Raw genomic sequence first — 18,516 nt, forward strand, 5'->3', positions numbered from 1 at the left:
ATTGGCAGGGACAGTCGAACCCGTCCGCAAGGAGCGGCTCGACAAGTTCCTGTTCTTCTCGCGCGCGCTCAAATCGCGCACGCTGGCGCAGAAGGTCATCGAGACCGGGGCCATCAGGGTCAATTCCGAACGTACAGACCGCTCCGACCTCAAGGTCGGGGCGGGCGATGTGCTGACGATGAGCCTGCATGGCCGAATCGTGGTCTGGCGCATTCTTGATTGCGGGAGCCGGCGGGGTCCCGCGACGGAGGCACAGGGGCTCTACGAGGACCTGTCACCGCCGACTCTGCCCAAGGCGGAGCTGTCGCCCTACGAGGCGGCTATCGCGCCACGAGGAGACGGGGCAGGGCGTCCGACCAAGAAAGAGCGGCGGGACACCGACCGGCTGAGGGCCGAAGATGACGAGTGAGCCAGCCAGCATGAGCAAACCGGAAGCTGGGGGCTTGCCGCCTACCGTCGCCCAGGCGGCCCTGCCGGCCAATTCGGCCGAGGCCACCAATGCAATGATCCATTACTACCGGGCCGAAATGGGCCGGATGAATGCATGGCGGTCCCGGCTGGACATGACCAGCAACTGGGCGATCACGGTGGTGGCGGCGCTGCTGTCGGTGTCGCTGTCGACGCCTGCCGCCCATCACGGGCTGCCCCTCTTTGCCATGCTGATCGTGCTGCTCCTGCTCTGCGTGGAAGCCCGCCGCTATCGGTTCTACGATGTCTATCGCCTGCGCATCCGCCAGTTCGAGCGGCACTATTTCGGCCAGTTGTTCGGGCCCGAGACAAAGGGCGGTGTCGAGCCGTGGCTGCTGATGCTGGCGCAGGACCTGCGGCATCCGACATTTCGCATCACCTTCGAACGGGCGTTGCGGCGGCGCCTGCGCCGCAACTACATCTGGATGTTCCTCATCCTGCTATTGGCCTGGGTGCTCAAGATTGCGTCGCCAGATCTGCAGGACGGTGCGGCTCTCGATCCGGGCCGGCCGCTCGAAATGGCCATCAGCCATGCCGCCATCGGGCCGATGCCAGGATGGCTGGTGGTGACGCTGGTGATGGCGTTCTACCTCGGCCTGGCGGTAGCTTCGCTCAAGGGCAAGGATCGGGGCGGCGATGAAGTGCATGTGTGAGCAGGTCGGGCGATGATCCCGACCCTGACGACCGAGCGCCTGATCCTGCGCCCGCCGGTTTTTGCCGATTTTCCCGCCTATGAGACACTGTGGGCCTCGTCGCGCTCGCGCTATATGGGCGGGCCCTACAACAGCTTCGCGGCCTGGGGCCTGTTCTGCCACGACATCGCCTGCTGGGAGCTGTTCGGCCATGGCGCGCTGATGATCGACCTGCGGGAAACCGGCGACTGTGTCGGGCAGGTCGGGATCAATCACGGACCGCTGTTCCCCGAGAAGGAACTGGGCTGGTTGCTCTACGAGGGGCACGAGGGCAGGGGCTATGCGCTCGAGGCGGCGCGGGCGCTGCGCGACTGGGCGTTTGCCGAGCGTGGGCTGCCGACATTGGTCAGCTATTGTGACCCGGCCAATGCCCGATCCATTGCGGTGGCGGAGCGGCTTGGGGCAGTGCGCGATGAAATGGCGGCGCGCCAGGACCCTGAGGACGTGGTGTTTCGCCATTCCCCGTGACCCAGGGGAACAGCGTTCCCCTGTGGCCGCTGCCTGCGCCAAAAGGTGCGCCTCCACAGCCTTGCCCCGCCGCCGAAAACGGTTTAGCACCGGACCGTTGAGACCCCTGCCGGACTGCCGCCCGATATGACCTATATCGTCACCGACAATTGCATCGCCTGCAAATACACCGACTGCGTGGAAGTGTGCCCCGTGGACTGCTTCTACGAGGGCGAGAACATGCTGGTGATCCACCCCGATGAGTGTATCGACTGCGGCGTTTGCGAGCCCGAATGTCCGGCCGAAGCCATCAAGCCGGACACCGAGTCGGGGCTCGACGAATGGCTGGCGCTCAATACGAAATTTGCCTCGATGTGGCCAAACCTGACCGAGCGCCGCGAGCCGCTGCCCGAGGCCAAGGAGAAGGACGGCGAAGAGGGCAAGCTGGCCAAGTATTTCTCCGAGGCGCCCGGCGAGGGCGACTGATTAGTCGCTGAGTTTCAGTCGACACCCTTCCCCATCAAGCGGAAGGTGCCGCATAGTGGGTGTGGCGCCCCTCGCGCCCATCGAATAATGCCCGTCACCACACCCTCGCCCCATTGCGGCGAGCGCGAATCCGCGCCTGATTCGTAGCTTTTGATTCTGCTGAATTTTTGTGCTATAGTGCCAAATAATGCAGTTGAGCCCGTCACCCAGCCCGTGCCTTAAGGCACGATTTTTTTGACAACATCGTTAGATGACTTGACCTCCGGGAAAGCGGAACCGGATGGCCTTGGGGTTTTGCTGCGCGCGGCGTTCCGTTTGGACGCCAGTCACGAAGAGTAGGAATGGACGGTCCTCCCCGCCAGGAACTGTCCATTGGGGCGTCAACAAGGAGTTCCATGAATATGGTAGCCAAGAAGGTACAGACACGGCTCGGGTTCAAGACCGGCGAGTATGTCGTCTATCCGGCGCATGGCGTCGGTGTGATCGTCTCGATCGAAGAACAGGAAGTCGCCGGCCTGACCCTTGAGTTGTTCGTCATCAGCTTCGAACAGGACAAGCTGACCCTGCGCGTTCCCGTCGCCAAGATCAAGTCCGTCGGCATGCGCAAGCTGGCCGAGGAAGACATGGTCACCCAGGCGCTGGCCACGGTGACCGGTCGCGCCCGCGTCAAGCGCACCATGTGGTCGCGCCGCGCCCAGGAATACGAAGCCAAGATCAATTCGGGCGATCTGATCGCCATCTCGGAAGTCGTGCGCGATCTCTATCGCTCCGATGAGCAGCCGGAGCAGTCCTATTCGGAACGCCAGCTGTTCGAGCAGGCGATGGACCGCATGAGCCGCGAAATCGGCGCCGTCAACAAGCTGACGCTGACCGAAGCCGTGCAGCTGATCGAAAAGAACCTGGCCAAGTCGCCCAAGCGGACCAAGGACGCTGCGGCCGAGCCGGAAAGCGACGAGGAAGCTGCCGCCTAAGACGGGTTGCTTCGAAACTATTGGAAAGGCCGGTGGCAACACCGGCCTTTTTGTTTGTAGGGCCGAGGCTAACGCTGGCTGACTGGCAGCTCGGCTCAGGCGAGCCGGTAGGAGCCGGTCTTGAGCGCTGCAATGACTGCGGTGAGGGTGCTGTCGCGGTCGAGGCCATCGACCGGCACTCTGTGCCTTTCGAACGCGCCGAGATCGGCAAACTGGCCATGCAGGTCGGCAACGACCGCGGGATCGGTGAGGCTGTCGCCGCCCCTCGCCTGGCAGCGGGCCACGGCCTCCTCGACCGAGGTGCGCAACACCACATAATGCAGCGGCACGCCCAGCGCAGCGAAGGCAGGTAGCCACCATGGGCGGACAACACCGTCAAGCGTCACGAAGTAGTGGTGCAGCGCATATTGCCCGGCCACGCTGGCCGCAATCTGGGCGATCATGCGGTTCTGTGCATCCGACTCGGGCAGCCATGGCGGGATAAGTCCATGCTTGATGTAGCCCCAGAAGTCGTCGGAATGCAGATGCACCTTGGCTATGCCGGGCAGATGCGCCAGCCGTTCCGCCGTCGTGGTCTTGCCCGAGCCAGGGGAGCCCGACAGCACGAGCACGTGGCCGGCGAACTCATCGAGCATTTCAGGCCTTCCCCAACACATCGCCCAGGCGCGTGGTGGCGCTGCCGGGCTTGAGCGGCTGCTGCTGGCTTTCGTGCGGCACCCAGCCGGAGAGCCAGACGATTTCCAGCGTCGCGCGGATGCGGCCATCGGCATCGGAGTCCTGGGCCAGATAGGCATTGGCCGCGGCTGTCAGCAGAGCGGGGCTGGCCAGTCGGCGCGATCGATCGACCAAGGGATTGGCGGCGCCCAGCGCCTTGAGTTCGGCCATCAGCGCGAAAGGGCTCGAATAGCGCACAGTGTGGGTTTCGACATCGGCCACTGGCAGAGCCAGCCCGGCGCGTTGCAGCAGGGCGCCGGCATCGCGGACCTGGATCATGGGGGCGACGCGCGCGGAAACGCCGCCAAAGACCAGCGCATCGGCGGCGAGGAAGGCCTCGCGCAACTCGGTCAGTGTCTCCCCGCCCAGGGCGGCGATCAGCAGCAGGCCATCGGGCGCCAGGCGAGCGCGCAGGCGGGCAAGATAGCCGGGCACATCGTTGACCGCCTGCAGATGGAGGATGGAAACGATGAGATTGTAGTCGTCCCCCTCGAGCGCCGGCACGTCATCGGTGCCGAGGAATGCCGCATGTCGTTCGAAGGCGAAGCGGGCGCTGGCGGTCTGGCCGAACTGGGGGAGCCTCTCGAGGTCGGGGCCGATAATGGCGGCCTTGGGGAATTCGCGGATCAGGGCGGCGAGCCGGTCCTCGAGATCAACAAGCACCAGGTCGGTGACAAAATCACTCGCCTGCGGCCGACGCGCCAGGTGGCGGGCGATCAGCGCGGTGTCGAAAATGGCGGGCGGCTGGGTCATGATGGTCTTGCGGCCTGATAGCGACGTGGCACTATGGCCTTATGGAGAGTGACGAGGGGCTTGTCAAAACCGGGTGGTGGCGGCAGCGGGCCGTGTGTGGCGCACAGCGGCTGGGCGGCGCCTTGCTGGATCTCGCCTATCCGCCGGTCTGCCTCAATTGCGACGCGCCGACCGCAACGGCGGACACGCTCTGCCCTGACTGTTTCAAGGCCTTGCGGCCCATCACCGCGCCGCTTTGCCCGGTGCTTGGCCTGCCCTTCGCGGTGTCGCTGGGACCGGACACGCTGTCGGCCGAGGCACTGGCCGATCCGCCGCCATTCGGCCGGGCGCGCGCGGCGGTGATCTATGGCGAGGTCGCCTCCACCATCGTGTCGCGGCTCAAATATGGCGACCGGCCGGAACTGGCGCGGTTCTGTGCCCGGCTGATGGCCGGCGCGGGGCATGAACTCTGGGCCGACGCGCCCGTGCTGGTGCCGGTGCCGCTGCATCGGGCGCGGCAGCGGGAGCGGCGCTATAACCAATCGGCAGAACTGGCACACCAGATCGGCAGGCTGACCGGGCTCAAGGTCGATCCCACCCTGGTACAGCGCATCCGCAGGACGCGGCAGCAGGTCGGCCTCAGCGGCGACGGACGGCAGCGCAATGTGGCCGGTGCGTTTGCGGTGCATCCGGATGCGCTCATCAGGACGGGCGGCCGGCGGGTGGTGCTGATCGATGACGTCTATACCACCGGCGCCACGGTCAAGGCGGTGACGAGGAGCCTGCGCAGATCGGGGATCGATGCTGTCGATGTCGTGACTTTCGCCCGCGTTGTCATTGGCGCGGACTTACCCATATAAAGGACAAACCCCTTGTCTCCGTTGGAGAAAGCGTGATGGCCAGAATAGAAATCTACACTACCCCGACCTGCCCCTATTGCCATGCCGCCAAGGCGCTGCTGGCCGACAAGGGTGCCGACTATACCGAGATCACGGTGCTGGACCCGAGCCTGCGCGAGGCCATGACCGAGCGCGCCCATGGCCGGCGCACCGTGCCGCAGATCTTCATCGATGATGCCCATGTCGGCGGCTATGACGACATGGCGGCGCTCGACCGCCGCGGCGCGCTCGATCCGCTGCTGCAGGCCTGATTGCCACGACCTCGTCCTTCGACAGGCTCAGGATGAGGTCTACTCTGAAATCCCAGTAGACCTCATGGTGAGCCTGTCGAACCACGAGGTCGTGCCCCGAGAGGCCCAGGCGTCATGAAAATCGCTGCCATCCAGATGCAGTCGGGGCTCGATCCCGAGGCCAATCTTGCCGCGCTCGAACCCATGCTGACCGAGGCGGCAGCGGCCGGCGCACGCTATGTGCTGACGCCGGAAGTGACGATGATCTTTCCGGAAAACCGCGAACAGCTGGCCAGCGTCGCCGCGCCGTTCGAGGGGCATCCGCAGCTGGCCCGGGTGGGCGAGCTGGCAAAGCAGCACGGCATATTTGTCCATATCGGTTCGCTGGCGGTGCCGTTGCCCGATGGGCGCTTTGCCAATCGCTCGGTGCTGTTCGGGCCGGATGGGCGGCAGGTCGCCACCTATGACAAGATCCACCTGTTCGACGCCGATATTGCCGGGCTCAATGCCTATCGCGAAAGCGCCACTTATGCCGGGGGCGAGCGGGCGGTGACGGCTGACCTGGGCGAATTCACGCTGGGCATGTCGATCTGCTACGACATGCGCTTTCCCAAGCTCTACAATGCGCTGGCCAATGCCGGCGCGAGCCTGATGGCGGTGCCGGCCGCCTTCACCGTGCCGACCGGGCAGGCGCATTGGCATGTGCTGCTGCGGGCGCGTGCCATCGAGACCGGGTCCTATGTGATCGCGGCGGCGCAGGGCGGGCAGCATGCCAATGGCCGGGCGACCTATGGGCATTCCATCATCATCGACCCCTGGGGCCGGGTCATTGCCGAACTGGCGCATGACGCGCCTGGCGTGCTGGTGGCCGAGATTTCCGCAGACCATGTCGCGGACGTGCGCCAACGCATCCCTGCTCTGGCCAATGCGCGAAACTTTGCGATGCCCGAGCCGTTGCAGCCCTAGCCAGCCGGCCTATATGTTGTTGTAACCAACCGAGCCGCACGGGCTCATGAGACCAGCTCACCGTGATCCAGTATTCCCTGCATTGCTCCAAAGGTCATCGCTACGACGCCTGGTTCAAGAACGCCGCCGCGTTCGACGAACAGCAGGCGCGGGGCATCGTGACCTGTGCGGTCTGTGGCGATGGTGCCATCGAGAAGGCGCCGATGGCGCCGGCCGTGGCGCGCACGGACAGTGAGAAGGTGTCGCTGAGTTCGAGCCATCCGGATGCGCTCAAGTTTCGCGAATTGCTGCGGGCCTATCGGCAGAAGGTGATCAGCGAAGCCGATTATGTCGGCGACAGGTTCGCCGATGAAGCGCGCAAGATTCATTTCGAGGAAGTGGAAGCGCGCGGCATCTATGGCGAAGCCACGCGGGACGAGGTTCTCGCCCTGGCCGAAGAAGGCGTGGAGTTCATGCCGCTGCCCGACCTGCCCGAAGAACACAACTGAGACGCATCTTGGGCCTGTTTGATCGGAGTGATTTCGATAGGCTGTTGAGCGCGCTGCCGGGCGTAACTCTCGTGGACCAATGGGACGCAAGGGTCGCCAAGGTGGGCGGGAAGGTATTTTGCCTGTTGTCGGACCATGACCCGCTGAGGCTGGTCTTCAAATGCGGCGAAGGCAGTTTTGATATTCTGACGGCGCTGGGTGGCGTGAGCCAGGCGGCCCATTTTGCCAAGCGACAGTGGGTGGCGGTGCAGCAGGATGCGCCACTGAGCCACGACGATCTTATTGCCTATGTCGGTCGGTCACATGGGCTGATCGCGGCGGGACTGACCAGGAAGCTCCGCACCGAACTTGGTATTACCTGACCATTTTGACTTTCCCGGCGCCACTCCCGGCGCGGGGTTTCCAGCCGCAGGCTCATAGGAAAACCGGTCTTGCGGTTCGTTGCCTGCTCTCAATACGGAGACATCACCATGACGACACTCGACGCAGCCCTTTCGGGCACGTTTGCCATTGGCGGCGACCTCAAGGTCGTCAGGCTGGGCTTTGGCGCCATGCGCATCACCGGACGAGGCATCTGGGGCCCGCCGGAAGACCCCGAAGAGGCCAAGGCGACGCTACGCCGCCTGCCCGAGCTCAATGTCGACTTCGTCGACACGGCGGAAAGCTATGGCCCCTATATCAGCGAGGAGCTGATTGGCGAGGTGTTGGCGCCGTATTCCAAGGGCACCATCATTGCTACCAAGAGCGGGCTCACCCGCACCGGACCGGACGAGTGGCACCAGGTGGGGCGCCCGGAATTCCTGCGCCAGGGCGCCCTGCTCAGCCTCCGCCGCCTCAAGCTGGACGTGCTCGACCTGTGGCAGTTGCATCGCATCGACGGCCAGACCTCGCGCGTGGCGCAGTTCGAGGCGATCGCGCAGCTCAAGGAGGACGGGATCATCCGCCATGCCGGCCTCAGCCAGGTGAGCGTCGCCGATATCAAGGAGGCGCAAAAATACTTCCCGGTCACGACGGTGCAGAATCTCTACAACTTCGCCAACCGGCAGAGCGAGGACGTGCTCGACTATTGCGAGGCGAACGGCATAGGCTTCATCCCGTGGTTCCCGCTGGCGGGCGGCGACCTGGTCAAGGGGCATGCCGAGGCCCGCGCCATCACCGAAAAGCACAATGCCTCGCCCAGCCAGATCGCGCTGGCGTGGCTTTTGAAGCGCTCGCCGGTGATGCTGCCCATTCCGGGCACCGGCAAGGTCAAGCATCTGGAAGAGAATGTGGCAGCGGCCGCCATCACGCTCAGCGATGACGATTTCGCCACGCTGGATCGGATCGGCCGGAAGGGGTGAGGGGTTTTGGGTCGGTTCGATAGGGAGGGTGGAATCCCCGCTATCGAACCTGACCAGAAGACAGCCTTGGCAGACCGTCAGGTGGCTGGGCGGGCATGTAGCACCGGACGTGGGGCTTGTCACGTGTTTGTCGTGAGAGTGACCGAGAGATCGGAGTACCCCCACCTGACCTCCCCCGTTTCAGGGGAAGGTAGGTGGCAGTACTCTTGCCGGCCGAAAACGCTCAGTTCCAGAGCTTGTCGATCGCCTGGGTGTCGCGTACCGCGCCGCGGGCGGCGGAGGTTGCGAAGGCCGCATAGGATTTTAGGGCGGTGGTGACGTTGCGCTTGCGGGGATGGGCGGGTTTCCAGCCGAGCTGATCCTGGTCATGCCGGCGCTGCACCAGTTCGTCATCGCTGACCAATAGGGTGATTGACCGGTTGGGGATGTCGATTTCGATCATGTCGCCTTCGCGGACGAGGCCGATCGTGCCGCCCTCGGCCGCTTCGGGCGAGACGTGGCCGATGGAGAGGCCCGAGGTGCCGCCCGAGAAACGGCCGTCGGTCAGCAGGGCACAGGCTTTGCCGAGGCCCTTCGACTTCAGATAGCTCGTCGGATAGAGCATTTCCTGCATGCCGGGGCCGCCGCGCGGGCCTTCATAGCGGATGACGAGGACATCGCCTTCCTTGATCTGGTTGGAGAGGATCGCCCGGACGGTATCGTCCTGGCTTTCGAAGACGCGGGCAGGGCCGGTGAATTTGAGAATGGATTCATCGACGCCGGCGGTCTTCACGATGCAGCCATCGATGGCGATATTACCCTTGAGCACGGCGAGGCCCCCATCCTTGGAGAAGGGGTTTTCGGCCGAGCGGATGACGCCGTTCTGGCGATCGAGATCGAGTTCAGCCCAGCGATTGGACTGCGAGAAGGCCTGCGTGGTGCGCACGCCGCCGGGGGCGGCCATGTAGAAGTTGCGCACGCTTTCCGAATTGGTGCGGGAGATGTCCCACTTGTCCAGGGCATCGCCCATGGTGGCGGCATGAACCGTCGGTTCGCTGCGGTTGATCAGGCCGGCGCGGTCGAGCTGGCCGAGAATGGCGAAGATGCCGCCGGCGCGGTGCACGTCTTCCATGTGGACGTCGGACTTGGCCGGGGCGACCTTGGAGAGAACGGGCACGCGGCGGCTCAGCCTGTCGATATCGTCCATGGTGAAGTCGATGCCGCCTTCATGGGCGGCGGCCAGGATATGCAGCACGGTATTGGTCGAGCCGCCCATGGCGATATCGAGCGACATGGCGTTTTCGAAGGCGGCCTTGGTGGCGATGGAGCGCGGCAGCACGGAGGCATCGTCCTGCTCGTACCAGCGCTTGGCGAGGTCGACGATGAGGTGGCCGGCTTCCTGGAACAGGCGCTTGCGATCCGAATGGGTGGCGAGCGTCGAGCCATTGCCGGGGAGGCTCAGGCCGAGCGCCTCGGTCAGGCAATTCATCGAATTGGCGGTGAACATGCCCGAGCAGGAGCCGCAGGTGGGGCAGGCAGCTTCCTCGACGGCCTGGACTTCCTCGTCGGTATAGTGGTCGTCGGCGGCCATCACCATGGCGTCAACCAGGTCGAGGGCCTGCAGCTTGCCCTTGAGCATGGCCTTGCCGGCTTCCATGGGTCCGCCGGAGACGAAGACCACGGGGATGTTGATGCGCATGGCGGCGTTCAGCATGCCGGGGGTGATCTTGTCGCAGTTGGAAATGCAGACCATGGCGTCGGCGCAGTGGGCGTTGACCATGTATTCGACCGAGTCGGCGATCAGGTCGCGCGATGGTAGCGAATAGAGCATGCCGTCATGACCCATGGCGATACCGTCATCGACCGCGATGGTGTTGAATTCCTTGGCCACGCCGCCCGCAGCCTCGATTTCGCGGGCGACCAGTTGGCCGAGATCCTTGAGGTGGACGTGGCCGGGCACGAACTGCGTGAAGCTGTTGACCACCGCGATGATGGGCTTGCCGAAATCGCCGTCCTTCATGCCGGTGGCGCGCCAGAGGCCGCGGGCGCCAGCCATGTTGCGGCCATGGGTGGTGGTGCGGGAACGATAGGCTGGCATGGCGATGTCCTCGGAACTCGTTGCGCTTCAGGAAGGCGCGGTTGAGCTTTCTTAGACCCATTCCAGAACGGGATCAATCAAAACCGTACCCGCGGGTACGGTTAGAGTGGCGCGGTCAGTTATTGATGGAAATGATGGCCCAATAGGTCTCGCTGCAGCTGTCGTCGATGCAGATATTGCTCATCCACAGCGCGCCATTGGCAAAGCCGACGCCTTCGCTGGTGACGATCAGGTCGTCGAAATCCTGGCTGGAGAGGCCATCGATGGTCTCCTGGGTCAGCAGGGTATCGAAATTGTCGACCAGGTCCTGCGGCTCGAGGATGTCGTAGACTTCGCCATTGGCCGAGACGGTGAGCGGATAGGCGCCCAGATCGGCAATGGTGGTGGGGTCGCCGAAGAGGAAGGCATCCTGCAAGAGCCCAAAGGCTTCGCCGAAGCCGGCCGAGTCGCCGTGAATGGTCTCGATCTGCGCCATGACGTCTTCCTCGCTCTGGGCGAAGGCGGGGGCAGCGATCAGGGTCAGGGCGAAGGCGACGGCAAGGGCGGTCAGGCGCATGGTGGCTCCAGGATTTGACGCCGCGAACCTAGCGTATCGCCTGCCCGTCGTATCGGGGAATCAGAGGGCGGGGCGTTCGGCCATGATCATGTAGTTGATGGCCATGTCCCGCGATTTGCGCCACTCGTCGGCCAGGGGATGGAAGACCACGCCGGTTTCCCCGATGACCCGGAGGCCGTTGCGGGTCAGCAGCGTCTTGATCTCGTCGGGGGTGAGGAACTTGTTCCAGTCATGGGTGCCCCTGGGCAGCCAGCGCAGGATGTTTTCGGCGGCAAAGACCGCCAGCGCCCGGGCCCGCAAGGTGCGGTTGAGCGTTGCCGTCAGCGCCAGGCCGCCGGGCTTTACCAGATCGGCGCAGCTCTTCATGTAGAGCGGCACATTGTCGACATGCTCGACCACTTCCATGTTGAGCACCATGTCGTATTTTTCGCCGGCGGCGGCGAGGGCCTCGCTCGTGGTGGCGCGATAGTCGATGGCGAGCCCCGATTTTTCGGCATGAAGACGCGCGATGGCGATGTTGCGCTCGGCCGCATCGATGCCGGTAACCGTGGCGCCGAGGCGGGCCAGGGGTTCGCAGAGCAGGCCGCCGCCGCAGCCGACATCGAGGATGGTGAGGCCCTCGAAGGGCCGCATGGCTGATCCGTCGCGCCCGAAATGGCTCAGCAGGTGCTCGCGGATGTAGGTCAGGCGCACCGGATTGAACTTGTGCAGGGGCTTGAACTTGCCCCTGGGGTCCCACCATTCCTCGGCCATCGCGGTGAACTTGGCGATTTCGGCATCGTTGATGGTGGTGGCAGTCATGGCAAGCTCCGTTCGGACGGCGTCGCAGCGGCTTGCATGTCTAGCATTGTTGCCGCCGCGGTTGTCGCGGCGAATTGTCCGGCCTAGCTCGAGGCGGCCGCCGGCGGGCGGTAGCGGATGGATTTGGCGGTGTCGAGCGCTGCCATCGTCTCTTCTATGGTGAGCAGCACGGTGGTCTCGCAGCGACTGAGCGCACCGCCAGAACCAATCGCCAGGGCGACGGCAGCCATGGCCTTGTTGTCCGGCGCCTCCCACAGGGTGAGCCCGTCGCGCTCGCCGAAGGCGTACCAGAAGCCATGCAGCTTGCCGCCCACCGACTCGATATAGGTGCGAGCCGCGTCGCGACGGTCCTCTGGGTGTTCGATCATGCGCGCCCATGTCTCGGGCGTGTAGTTGAAGCGGGTGAGGTACATGGTCATTGGTTGCATCCTCCCTTTGCGAGTGCAGCCCCCAAGCGCCTCAGTAAGCGCCTAGGCAGCCGCGAATGCCAGTCTTTTCCGACGACCAGCCTGTCCTTCCCTTGATTGCGGGGCGCCTTTGTGGCATGGCAGCGCCGAGATAAGCGTACCGCCGGGTTCGGCAGGAGTTCGGGGAAGAAATTGGCCCGTATCGTCGTCAAGTTCGGTGGCACTTCGGTTGCAACCGTTGAACGCATCCGCCAGGCCGCGCGCCATGTGAAGCGCGAGGTCGATGCCGGCCATGAAGTGGCGGTCGTCGTTTCGGCCATGAGCGGCAAGACCAATGAGCTGGTCGGCTGGGTCAATGAAGCCAGCCCGCTGCATGATGCGCGCGAATATGACGCCGTGGTTGCCTCGGGCGAGCAGGTGACGGCGGGGCTGATGGCCATCGTGCTCAGCGAGATGGGCATTCAGTCCCGGTCGTTCGCCGGCTGGCAGGTGCCGATCAAGACCGATGATGCCCATGGCGCGGCGCGCATCATCGAGATCGATCCGACCGAACTCGACAAGCGGATGAAGGATGGCTGGGTGCCGGTCATTACCGGCTTCCAGGGCATTTCCCCGCATGGCCGGATCACGACGCTGGGCCGGGGCGGCTCGGATACGTCGGCGGTAGCGGTGGCGGCGGCGATCCAGGCCGATCGCTGCGATATCTATACCGATGTCGATGGCGTCTATACGACCGATCCGCGCATCGTGCCCAAGGCGCAGCGCCTCACCAAGATTTCCTTCGAGGAAATGCTGGAAATGGCGTCGCTTGGGGCCAAGGTGCTGATGATCCGCTCGGTCGAGATGGCGATGGCCTATAAGGTGCGGCTGCTGGTGCGGTCCACGTTCGACGATCCGGACGCGCCGCAGGTGGCGCCCGATGGGACGCCGGGGGTTCCCGGCACGCTGGTTTGCGATGAGGATGAGATCATGGAAAAGCAGATCGTTTCGGGCGTGACGCTCGCCAAGGCGGAAGCCAAGATCACCCTGCGCGACGTCAAGGACAATCCGGGCGTGGCCGCCGCCATTTTCGGCACGCTGGCCGACCAGGGCATCATCGTGGACATGATCGTGCAGAATATCGCCGACGACGGGGCGACCACCGACATCACCTTCACGGTGCCGGACAGCGAATATGACAGGGCGATCAAGACGCTGCAAAATGCCGGCGACAAGATCGAATATGGCCGGCTCTCCGGCTCCAAGGGCGGGGCCAAGGTCTCGGTGGTGGGCGTGGGCATGCGCAGCCATGCGGGCGTTGCATCCTCGATGTTCAAGGCGCTGGCCGACAAGGGCATCAACATCCAGCTGATCACCACCTCGGAAATCAAGACCTCGGTGTTGATCGATGAGCAATATGCTGAGCTTGCGGTTCGCGCCCTCCATACTTATTACGGGTTGGACAAGAAGGACGCATAAGCTCTTTTCGGAGAGGAGTGAGCCGCGTCCGGTGAAGGGGGGCGGCTTTGCGGGCCGTCTGTTGGGGTAGATGGCCATGACCATAGGCGGCCCACGGGTGCTGCTGCGGCAATTGCGCGAGACCATGGCGGAGCCGCTGGCTTCGCAGGCGCGGCTCGACAAGATCGTGGGCCTGATCGCCGCCAATATGCGGGCCGATGTGTGCTCGTTTTACGTGCTGCGCGACGACGGCGCGCTGGAGCTGTTTGCCAGCAAGGGCCTCGCGGCCGAATCGGTGCATATGACGACGCTGCGGCTGGGCGAGGGGCTGGTGGGCCTCATCGCCGCCGAAGCCGAGCCGCTGTCGCTCGACGACGCGCCCAGCCATCCGGCCTTTGCCTATCGCCCGGAAACCGGCGAAGAGCGCTATAACGCCTTTCTGGGCGTGCCTGTGCTGCGGGCTGGCCAGACGCTGGGCGTGCTCGTGGTGCAGAATGCCGAGCGGCGGCATTATGGCGACGACGAGATCGAGGCCATGCTGACTACGGCCACAATCCTGGCCGAGATGATCGCGACCTCGGATTTCGACAATCTGATCAAGCCGGGGTCCGATATCGATCTCAGGCGTCCCCGCATGTTTACCGGCGTGAGTTTTACCGACGGCATCGCGCTGGGCACGGTGGTGCTGCATGACCCGCGCGTGGTGGTCTCCAACTTCATCGCCGAGGATACCGAAGCCGAAAAGGTGCGGCTCGAGGCGGCGCTGGAGAAGATGCGCGTCTCGATCGACGCCATGCTCGACCATGGCGACATGGCTGGCGGCAGCGATCACCGCGAGATTCTCGAAACCTATCGCATGTTCGCCAACGACCGGGGCTGGGTGCACCGGCTGACCGAGGCGATCGACAATGGCCTGTCGGCCGAAGCGGCGGTGGAGCGGGTGCAGAACGACACCCGCGCCCGCATGCTGCGCCAGACCGATCCCTATATCCGCGACCGGCTGCATGACCTGGACGACCTGGCCAACCGACTGCTGCGGGTGTTGACCGGAGACGGGCAGGCCCTGGCGAGCAAGGCATTGCCCGACAACGCGATCCTGGTGGCCCGCAATATGGGGCCGGCGGAATTGCTCGAATATGACCGCAAGAAGCTGCGCGGCGTGGTGCTCGAGGAGGGCGGCGCGACCGCGCATGTGGCCATCGTCGCCCGCTCGCTGGGCATGGTGGCGGTGGGCCAGGCGCAGTCGATCGTCTCGATGTGCGAGAGCGGTGACGACATCATCCTCGATGGTCCGGCCGGGATCGTGCACCTGCGGCCGACGCCCGATATCGAGCAGGCCTATATCGACAAGGTCAAGGTTTCTGCCAAGCGGCGGGCGCATTATGCGGCGCTCAAGGACAAGCCGAGCATTACCAAGGACGGCACGCAGATCACGCTGCTGCACAATTCGGGGCTGGTGGCCGACCTGCCCATGCTCGACGATACCGGCGCGGCCGGCGTCGGGCTGTTCCGCACCGAATTGCAGTTCATGATCGCCAGCAAGCTGCCGCGCCTGCATGAGCAGCAGGAGCTTTATGCCGAGGCGATGGCCATTGCCGGCGAGCGGCCGGTGGTGTTCCGCCTGCTCGACATCGGCGGCGACAAGGTGCTGCCCTATCAGCGCTCGATGGCCGAGGAGAACCCGGCCATGGGTTTTCGCTCGATCCGCCTGGGGCTGGAGCGGCCGGGCCTGCTGCGCACGCAGATCAGGGCGCTGCTGCTGGCGGCGGATGGGCGGCCGCTCAAGATCCTGGTGCCGATGGTCACCGAGACCTTCGAATTCACCCGGACCAAGCTGGTGGTGCAGAAGGAAGTCGACCGGCTCAAGCGCCAGGGCAAGCCTATTCCGAGCCGGCTGGAACTGGGCGTGATGGTGGAAGTGCCATCGCTGCTGTTCGAGCTCGACCAGCTGCTGCCCGAGGCGGACTTCGTCTCCATCGGCTCCAATGACCTGGTGCAGTTCCTCACCGCGTCTGACCGCGCCAATCCGCGGGTGGCCAAGAACTACGACCCGATCGGCATGCCGCGACTGCGGGCCATCCGCATGGTGGTGGATGCGGCGCGGCGCTACAATATTCCGATCACCATGTGCGGCGAGCTGGCCGGGAAACCGCTTGAGGCCCTGGCGCTGATGGCCATCGGCATGACGCGGCTCAGCATGGGCCCGGCCTCGATCGGGCCGATCAAGGAGCTGGTGCTCAATCTCGATCTCAAGCCGATCCAGCTATCGGTGGGGGCGGCGCTGAGCGACGGGGCGGATGGGGTCAGCATCCGCCAGTTGCTGCAGGAGTGGATCGAGAAGCAGAACCTGCCGGTTTAGGGATTCCCACTTGGGTGGCCCGAAACTCGATGGTCACCCTCGGGCCTGACCCGAGGGTCCGGCACTTGACGATCGTCCCAAAACTATAGAGCCCTCGGGTCAAGCCCGAGGGTGACGCCTGGAGACTGGAGGACATCGAGTATTGCTCTTGGTCCGCCTTGTCCCTAAAGCGTCCTCTTCTGCATTCGAAAGACCCGACCATGGCATCTCTTCCCCAGGACAAGCTCGACGCGCTCGAGACGCGGTTTCAGTATGTCGAGGCGGCGCTTTCGGGTGGGGCGGGGCCGGACGAGTTCGTCAAGTTTTCCAAGGAACATGCCGAGCTGGCGCCCATCGTCGGCGAAATCCGCGCCTATAACAAGGCGCTGAGCGACCGGGCGGAGGCCGAGGCGCTGCTCAAGAGCGGCGACAAGGACATGGCCGAAATGGCCGAGGCGGAGATTGCCGAGCTCGACGAGAAGATCGAGACGCTGTTCCAGTCGATCCGCATCCTGCTGTTGCCCAAGGATGAGGCGGATGAGAAGTCGATCATCCTTGAAATCCGTGGCGGTACCGGCGGCGACGAGGCCGCCCTGTTCGCGGGCGATCTGTTCCGCATGTATGAGCGCTATGCCGCCGGCCATGGCTGGAAAGTGACGGTGATGGAGGAAAGCCCCGGCGAAATGGGGGGCTTCAAGGAAATCATCGCCAATGTCAGCGGCAAAGGCGTCTATGCGCGGATGAAGTTCGAGAGCGGCGTGCATCGCGTGCAGCGTGTGCCGGCGACCGAGGGGTCGGGGCGCATCCATACCTCGGCGGCCACGGTGGCCGTGCTGCCGGAAGTGGAAGACATCGACATCGAGATTCGTCCCGAGGATATCCGCATCGACACGATGCGGGCTTCGGGCGCGGGCGGACAGCACGCCAACACCACCGATTCGGCGGTGCGCATCACCCACCTGCCCTCGGGCCTGGTGGTGACCTCGGCGATGAAGTCGCAGCACCAGAACCGGGCGCAGGCGATGGTCGTGCTGCGCTCGCGGCTCTACGAGATGCAGCGCGAGGAGCGCGACAGCGCCCGCTCGGCCGAGCGCAAGGGGCAGGTGGGTTCGGGCGACCGGTCCGAGCGCATCCGCACCTATAATTTCCCGCAGGGGCGCGTGACCGATCACCGGATCAACCTGACGCTTTACAAGCTCGACAAGGTGATGACGGGCGAAGCGCTGGACGAATTGATCGAGGCGCTGATCACCACCAGCCAGGCCGAGCAATTGGCGGCGATGGAGACGGTCAACTGAGCACAGCGCCCACGATCGGCGCGCTGTGGCGTGGCTGGCGCGATGTGCTTGGCCGGCTGGGTTTTGAGAGTGCGGCGCTCGACGCCAAGCTGCTGACCGGACACGCACTGGGCCTGGGCGCGCTGGAGCTGGCGACGCGCGAGAATGAGCTGGTGGACAGCGAAGCGGCGACCCGGGTGGCCGGGTTGCTGCAGCGGCGGATGACCGGGGAATCGGTGGCGCGAATCATCGGTGAACGGGAGTTCTACGGGCTCGCCTTCACGCTGAATGCGGCGACGCTCGAGCCGCGGCCCGAAACCGAATTGCTGGTGGACCTGGCGCTGGGGGCATTGCCGGCGGGCGGGCAGATGCTCGACCTGGGGACGGGGACCGGGTGCATTCCAATTGCTGTTTTGGCCAACCAGCCCGACGCCCACGCGGTGGCGGTGGATTTGAGCGCGCTGGCGCTGGAGGCGGCGCGGAAGAATGCCGACCGGCATGGCTTGAGCGGGCGGATCGCGTTTTTGCAGGGATCGTGGTTTGGGCCGCTCTTCACCTCCCCCGAAGGGAGAGGTGAAGAAGGCAGGTTCGATCTCATCGTCTCCAACCCGCCCTACATCACCACTGCCGTGGTCGAGACGCTCGCACCGGAGGTCAAGGATTTCGATCCGCGCCTGGCGCTGGATGGCGGGCCGGACGGGTTGGCGCCTTATCGGGTGATCGCGGCCGAATCTGCCAATTGGCTGAAGCCCGGCGGGTGGGTGCTGGTCGAGATCGGGCATGACCAGGGGGCCGCCGTCAGTGCGCTCTTTCTCGAAGCAGGGTTCGAGGATGTTGCCGTGCATCGTGATCTCAACGGGCTTGATCGTGTGGTGGGTGCGCACCATATCTAGGGCGATCAGTCGCCCGGATGGGTGAAGCCCGCAATTAGTGCTGGCAAAGAGGCCGCGAACGTTATAGTTTGACCGTGCTGTCAACGGCGCATCATGAGCGCCACGGCGACTAGCCACCCGACACATCCCTGGCTGCTGCGAAGCGCAGCGCGGTTCCGGCAGAGGCTGGAACGACGCGGGATAGGTTCGGAGCGCCGTCCGACGGTTTCGGTCTTCATGAAGCCAGATAGAGCCGGATGCTGAAGCCAGTGGGCTTCTTCCGGGTTGGCCAGACCAGGCACGAGGCCGGTCCGCCAG

At 64.5% G+C, this 18,516-nt stretch carries 21 protein-coding genes; 15 read left to right on the forward strand and 6 right to left on the reverse strand.

The genetic code is table 11. The features are described from left to right. Position 1: 1 nt before the first annotated feature. From IH615_RS00095 to IH615_RS00115, 5 genes are all read left to right on the forward strand, one after another. Positions 2-409, forward strand: a complete 408-nt coding sequence (locus IH615_RS00095) for an RNA-binding S4 domain-containing protein (protein WP_291358850.1) — start codon at positions 2-4, stop codon at positions 407-409. 10 nt (positions 410-419) lie between these two features. Then, a complete protein-coding gene (locus IH615_RS00100) occupies positions 420-1,121 on the forward strand; it encodes a DUF2270 domain-containing protein (RefSeq protein WP_291358852.1) in 702 nt (233 codons plus the stop codon). Between the two features lie 12 nt (positions 1,122-1,133). Beyond that, the gene (locus IH615_RS00105) at positions 1,134-1,628 is read left to right on the forward strand and encodes a GNAT family N-acetyltransferase (protein ID WP_291358853.1); all 495 of its coding nucleotides are present in this window, start codon (positions 1,134-1,136) and stop codon (positions 1,626-1,628) included. Positions 1,629-1,754: 126 nt separating this feature from the next. Then, a complete protein-coding gene (gene fdxA / locus IH615_RS00110) occupies positions 1,755-2,093 on the forward strand; it encodes a ferredoxin FdxA (RefSeq protein WP_291358854.1) in 339 nt (112 codons plus the stop codon). A 395-nt stretch (positions 2,094-2,488) separates the two neighbouring features. After that, positions 2,489-3,064: a CarD family transcriptional regulator gene (locus tag IH615_RS00115; RefSeq protein ID WP_291358856.1), complete on the forward strand. Its 576-nt coding sequence runs from the start codon at positions 2,489-2,491 to the stop codon at positions 3,062-3,064. Positions 3,065-3,159: 95 nt separating this feature from the next. Here the strand turns inward: IH615_RS00115 and IH615_RS00120 are convergent, their stop codons facing one another. Then, positions 3,160-3,699: an AAA family ATPase gene (locus IH615_RS00120; protein WP_291358858.1), complete on the reverse strand. Its 540-nt coding sequence runs from the start codon at positions 3,697-3,699 to the stop codon at positions 3,160-3,162. Position 3,700: 1 nt separating this feature from the next. Beyond that, on the reverse strand, positions 3,701-4,531 hold the full coding sequence (locus tag IH615_RS00125; protein WP_291358859.1) for a methyltransferase domain-containing protein: 831 nt from the start codon (positions 4,529-4,531) through the stop codon (positions 3,701-3,703). A gap of 92 nt (positions 4,532-4,623) precedes the next feature. On the opposite strand from IH615_RS00125, the gene IH615_RS00130 reads away from it, so the two are divergent. From IH615_RS00130 to IH615_RS00155, 6 genes are all read left to right on the forward strand, one after another. Continuing rightward, positions 4,624-5,370: a ComF family protein gene (locus tag IH615_RS00130; RefSeq protein ID WP_291358861.1), complete on the forward strand. Its 747-nt coding sequence runs from the start codon at positions 4,624-4,626 to the stop codon at positions 5,368-5,370. 35 nt (positions 5,371-5,405) lie between these two features. Then, on the forward strand, positions 5,406-5,660 hold the full coding sequence (gene grxC, locus IH615_RS00135; protein ID WP_291358863.1) for a glutaredoxin 3: 255 nt from the start codon (positions 5,406-5,408) through the stop codon (positions 5,658-5,660). A gap of 114 nt (positions 5,661-5,774) precedes the next feature. Continuing rightward, positions 5,775-6,605, forward strand: coding sequence for a carbon-nitrogen hydrolase family protein (locus tag IH615_RS00140; RefSeq protein WP_291358865.1), 831 nt, complete (start codon positions 5,775-5,777; stop codon positions 6,603-6,605). Positions 6,606-6,667: 62 nt separating this feature from the next. Continuing rightward, complete coding sequence (locus tag IH615_RS00145; protein WP_291358867.1) at positions 6,668-7,093, forward strand: DUF1178 family protein; 426 nt, start codon at positions 6,668-6,670, stop codon at positions 7,091-7,093. 8 nt (positions 7,094-7,101) lie between these two features. Then, positions 7,102-7,455 carry an MmcQ/YjbR family DNA-binding protein gene (locus tag IH615_RS00150; protein ID WP_291358869.1) on the forward strand — a complete coding sequence of 118 codons (354 nt, stop codon included), beginning with the start codon at positions 7,102-7,104 and terminating at the stop codon, positions 7,453-7,455. Positions 7,456-7,563: 108 nt separating this feature from the next. Next, positions 7,564-8,433 (forward strand): aldo/keto reductase, encoded by an 870-nt coding sequence (locus IH615_RS00155; protein ID WP_291358871.1) that lies wholly within the window; start codon positions 7,564-7,566, stop codon positions 8,431-8,433. A gap of 223 nt (positions 8,434-8,656) precedes the next feature. On the opposite strand, the gene ilvD is transcribed toward IH615_RS00155, so the two are convergent. The 4 genes from ilvD to IH615_RS00175 form a co-directional block, all read right to left on the reverse strand. Continuing rightward, the gene (gene ilvD, locus IH615_RS00160; protein WP_291358872.1) at positions 8,657-10,510 is read right to left on the reverse strand and encodes a dihydroxy-acid dehydratase; all 1,854 of its coding nucleotides are present in this window, start codon (positions 10,508-10,510) and stop codon (positions 8,657-8,659) included. A gap of 115 nt (positions 10,511-10,625) precedes the next feature. Further along, positions 10,626-11,066 carry a hypothetical protein gene (locus IH615_RS00165; RefSeq protein WP_291358873.1) on the reverse strand — a complete coding sequence of 147 codons (441 nt, stop codon included), beginning with the start codon at positions 11,064-11,066 and terminating at the stop codon, positions 10,626-10,628. A gap of 60 nt (positions 11,067-11,126) precedes the next feature. Beyond that, entirely contained in the window at positions 11,127-11,867 is a 741-nt protein-coding gene (gene ubiG / locus IH615_RS00170; protein WP_291358875.1) for a bifunctional 2-polyprenyl-6-hydroxyphenol methylase/3-demethylubiquinol 3-O-methyltransferase UbiG, read from the reverse strand. Positions 11,868-11,950: 83 nt separating this feature from the next. Beyond that, the gene (locus IH615_RS00175; RefSeq protein WP_291358876.1) at positions 11,951-12,286 is read right to left on the reverse strand and encodes a GYD domain-containing protein; all 336 of its coding nucleotides are present in this window, start codon (positions 12,284-12,286) and stop codon (positions 11,951-11,953) included. Between the two features lie 180 nt (positions 12,287-12,466). Here IH615_RS00175 and IH615_RS00180 point away from each other — a divergent pair, with 180 nt between their 5' ends. The 4 genes from IH615_RS00180 to prmC all read left to right on the forward strand — a co-directional run bounded on the left by IH615_RS00180 (position 12,467) and on the right by prmC (position 18,219). Further along, entirely contained in the window at positions 12,467-13,732 is a 1,266-nt protein-coding gene (locus IH615_RS00180) for an aspartate kinase (protein ID WP_291358878.1), read from the forward strand. A 70-nt stretch (positions 13,733-13,802) separates the two neighbouring features. After that, positions 13,803-16,070 (forward strand): phosphoenolpyruvate--protein phosphotransferase, encoded by a 2,268-nt coding sequence (ptsP, locus tag IH615_RS00185; protein ID WP_291358880.1) that lies wholly within the window; start codon positions 13,803-13,805, stop codon positions 16,068-16,070. 200 nt (positions 16,071-16,270) lie between these two features. Then, positions 16,271-17,347: a peptide chain release factor 1 gene (prfA, locus tag IH615_RS00190; RefSeq protein WP_291358881.1), complete on the forward strand. Its 1,077-nt coding sequence runs from the start codon at positions 16,271-16,273 to the stop codon at positions 17,345-17,347. Between the two features lie 23 nt (positions 17,348-17,370). Further along, positions 17,371-18,219: a peptide chain release factor N(5)-glutamine methyltransferase gene (gene prmC, locus IH615_RS00195; protein ID WP_366484650.1), complete on the forward strand. Its 849-nt coding sequence runs from the start codon at positions 17,371-17,373 to the stop codon at positions 18,217-18,219. Positions 18,220-18,516 lie beyond the last annotated feature (297 nt).

It is taken from the genome of Devosia sp. (assembly GCF_014860165.1).
Lineage (GTDB): Bacteria > Pseudomonadota > Alphaproteobacteria > Rhizobiales > Devosiaceae > Devosia.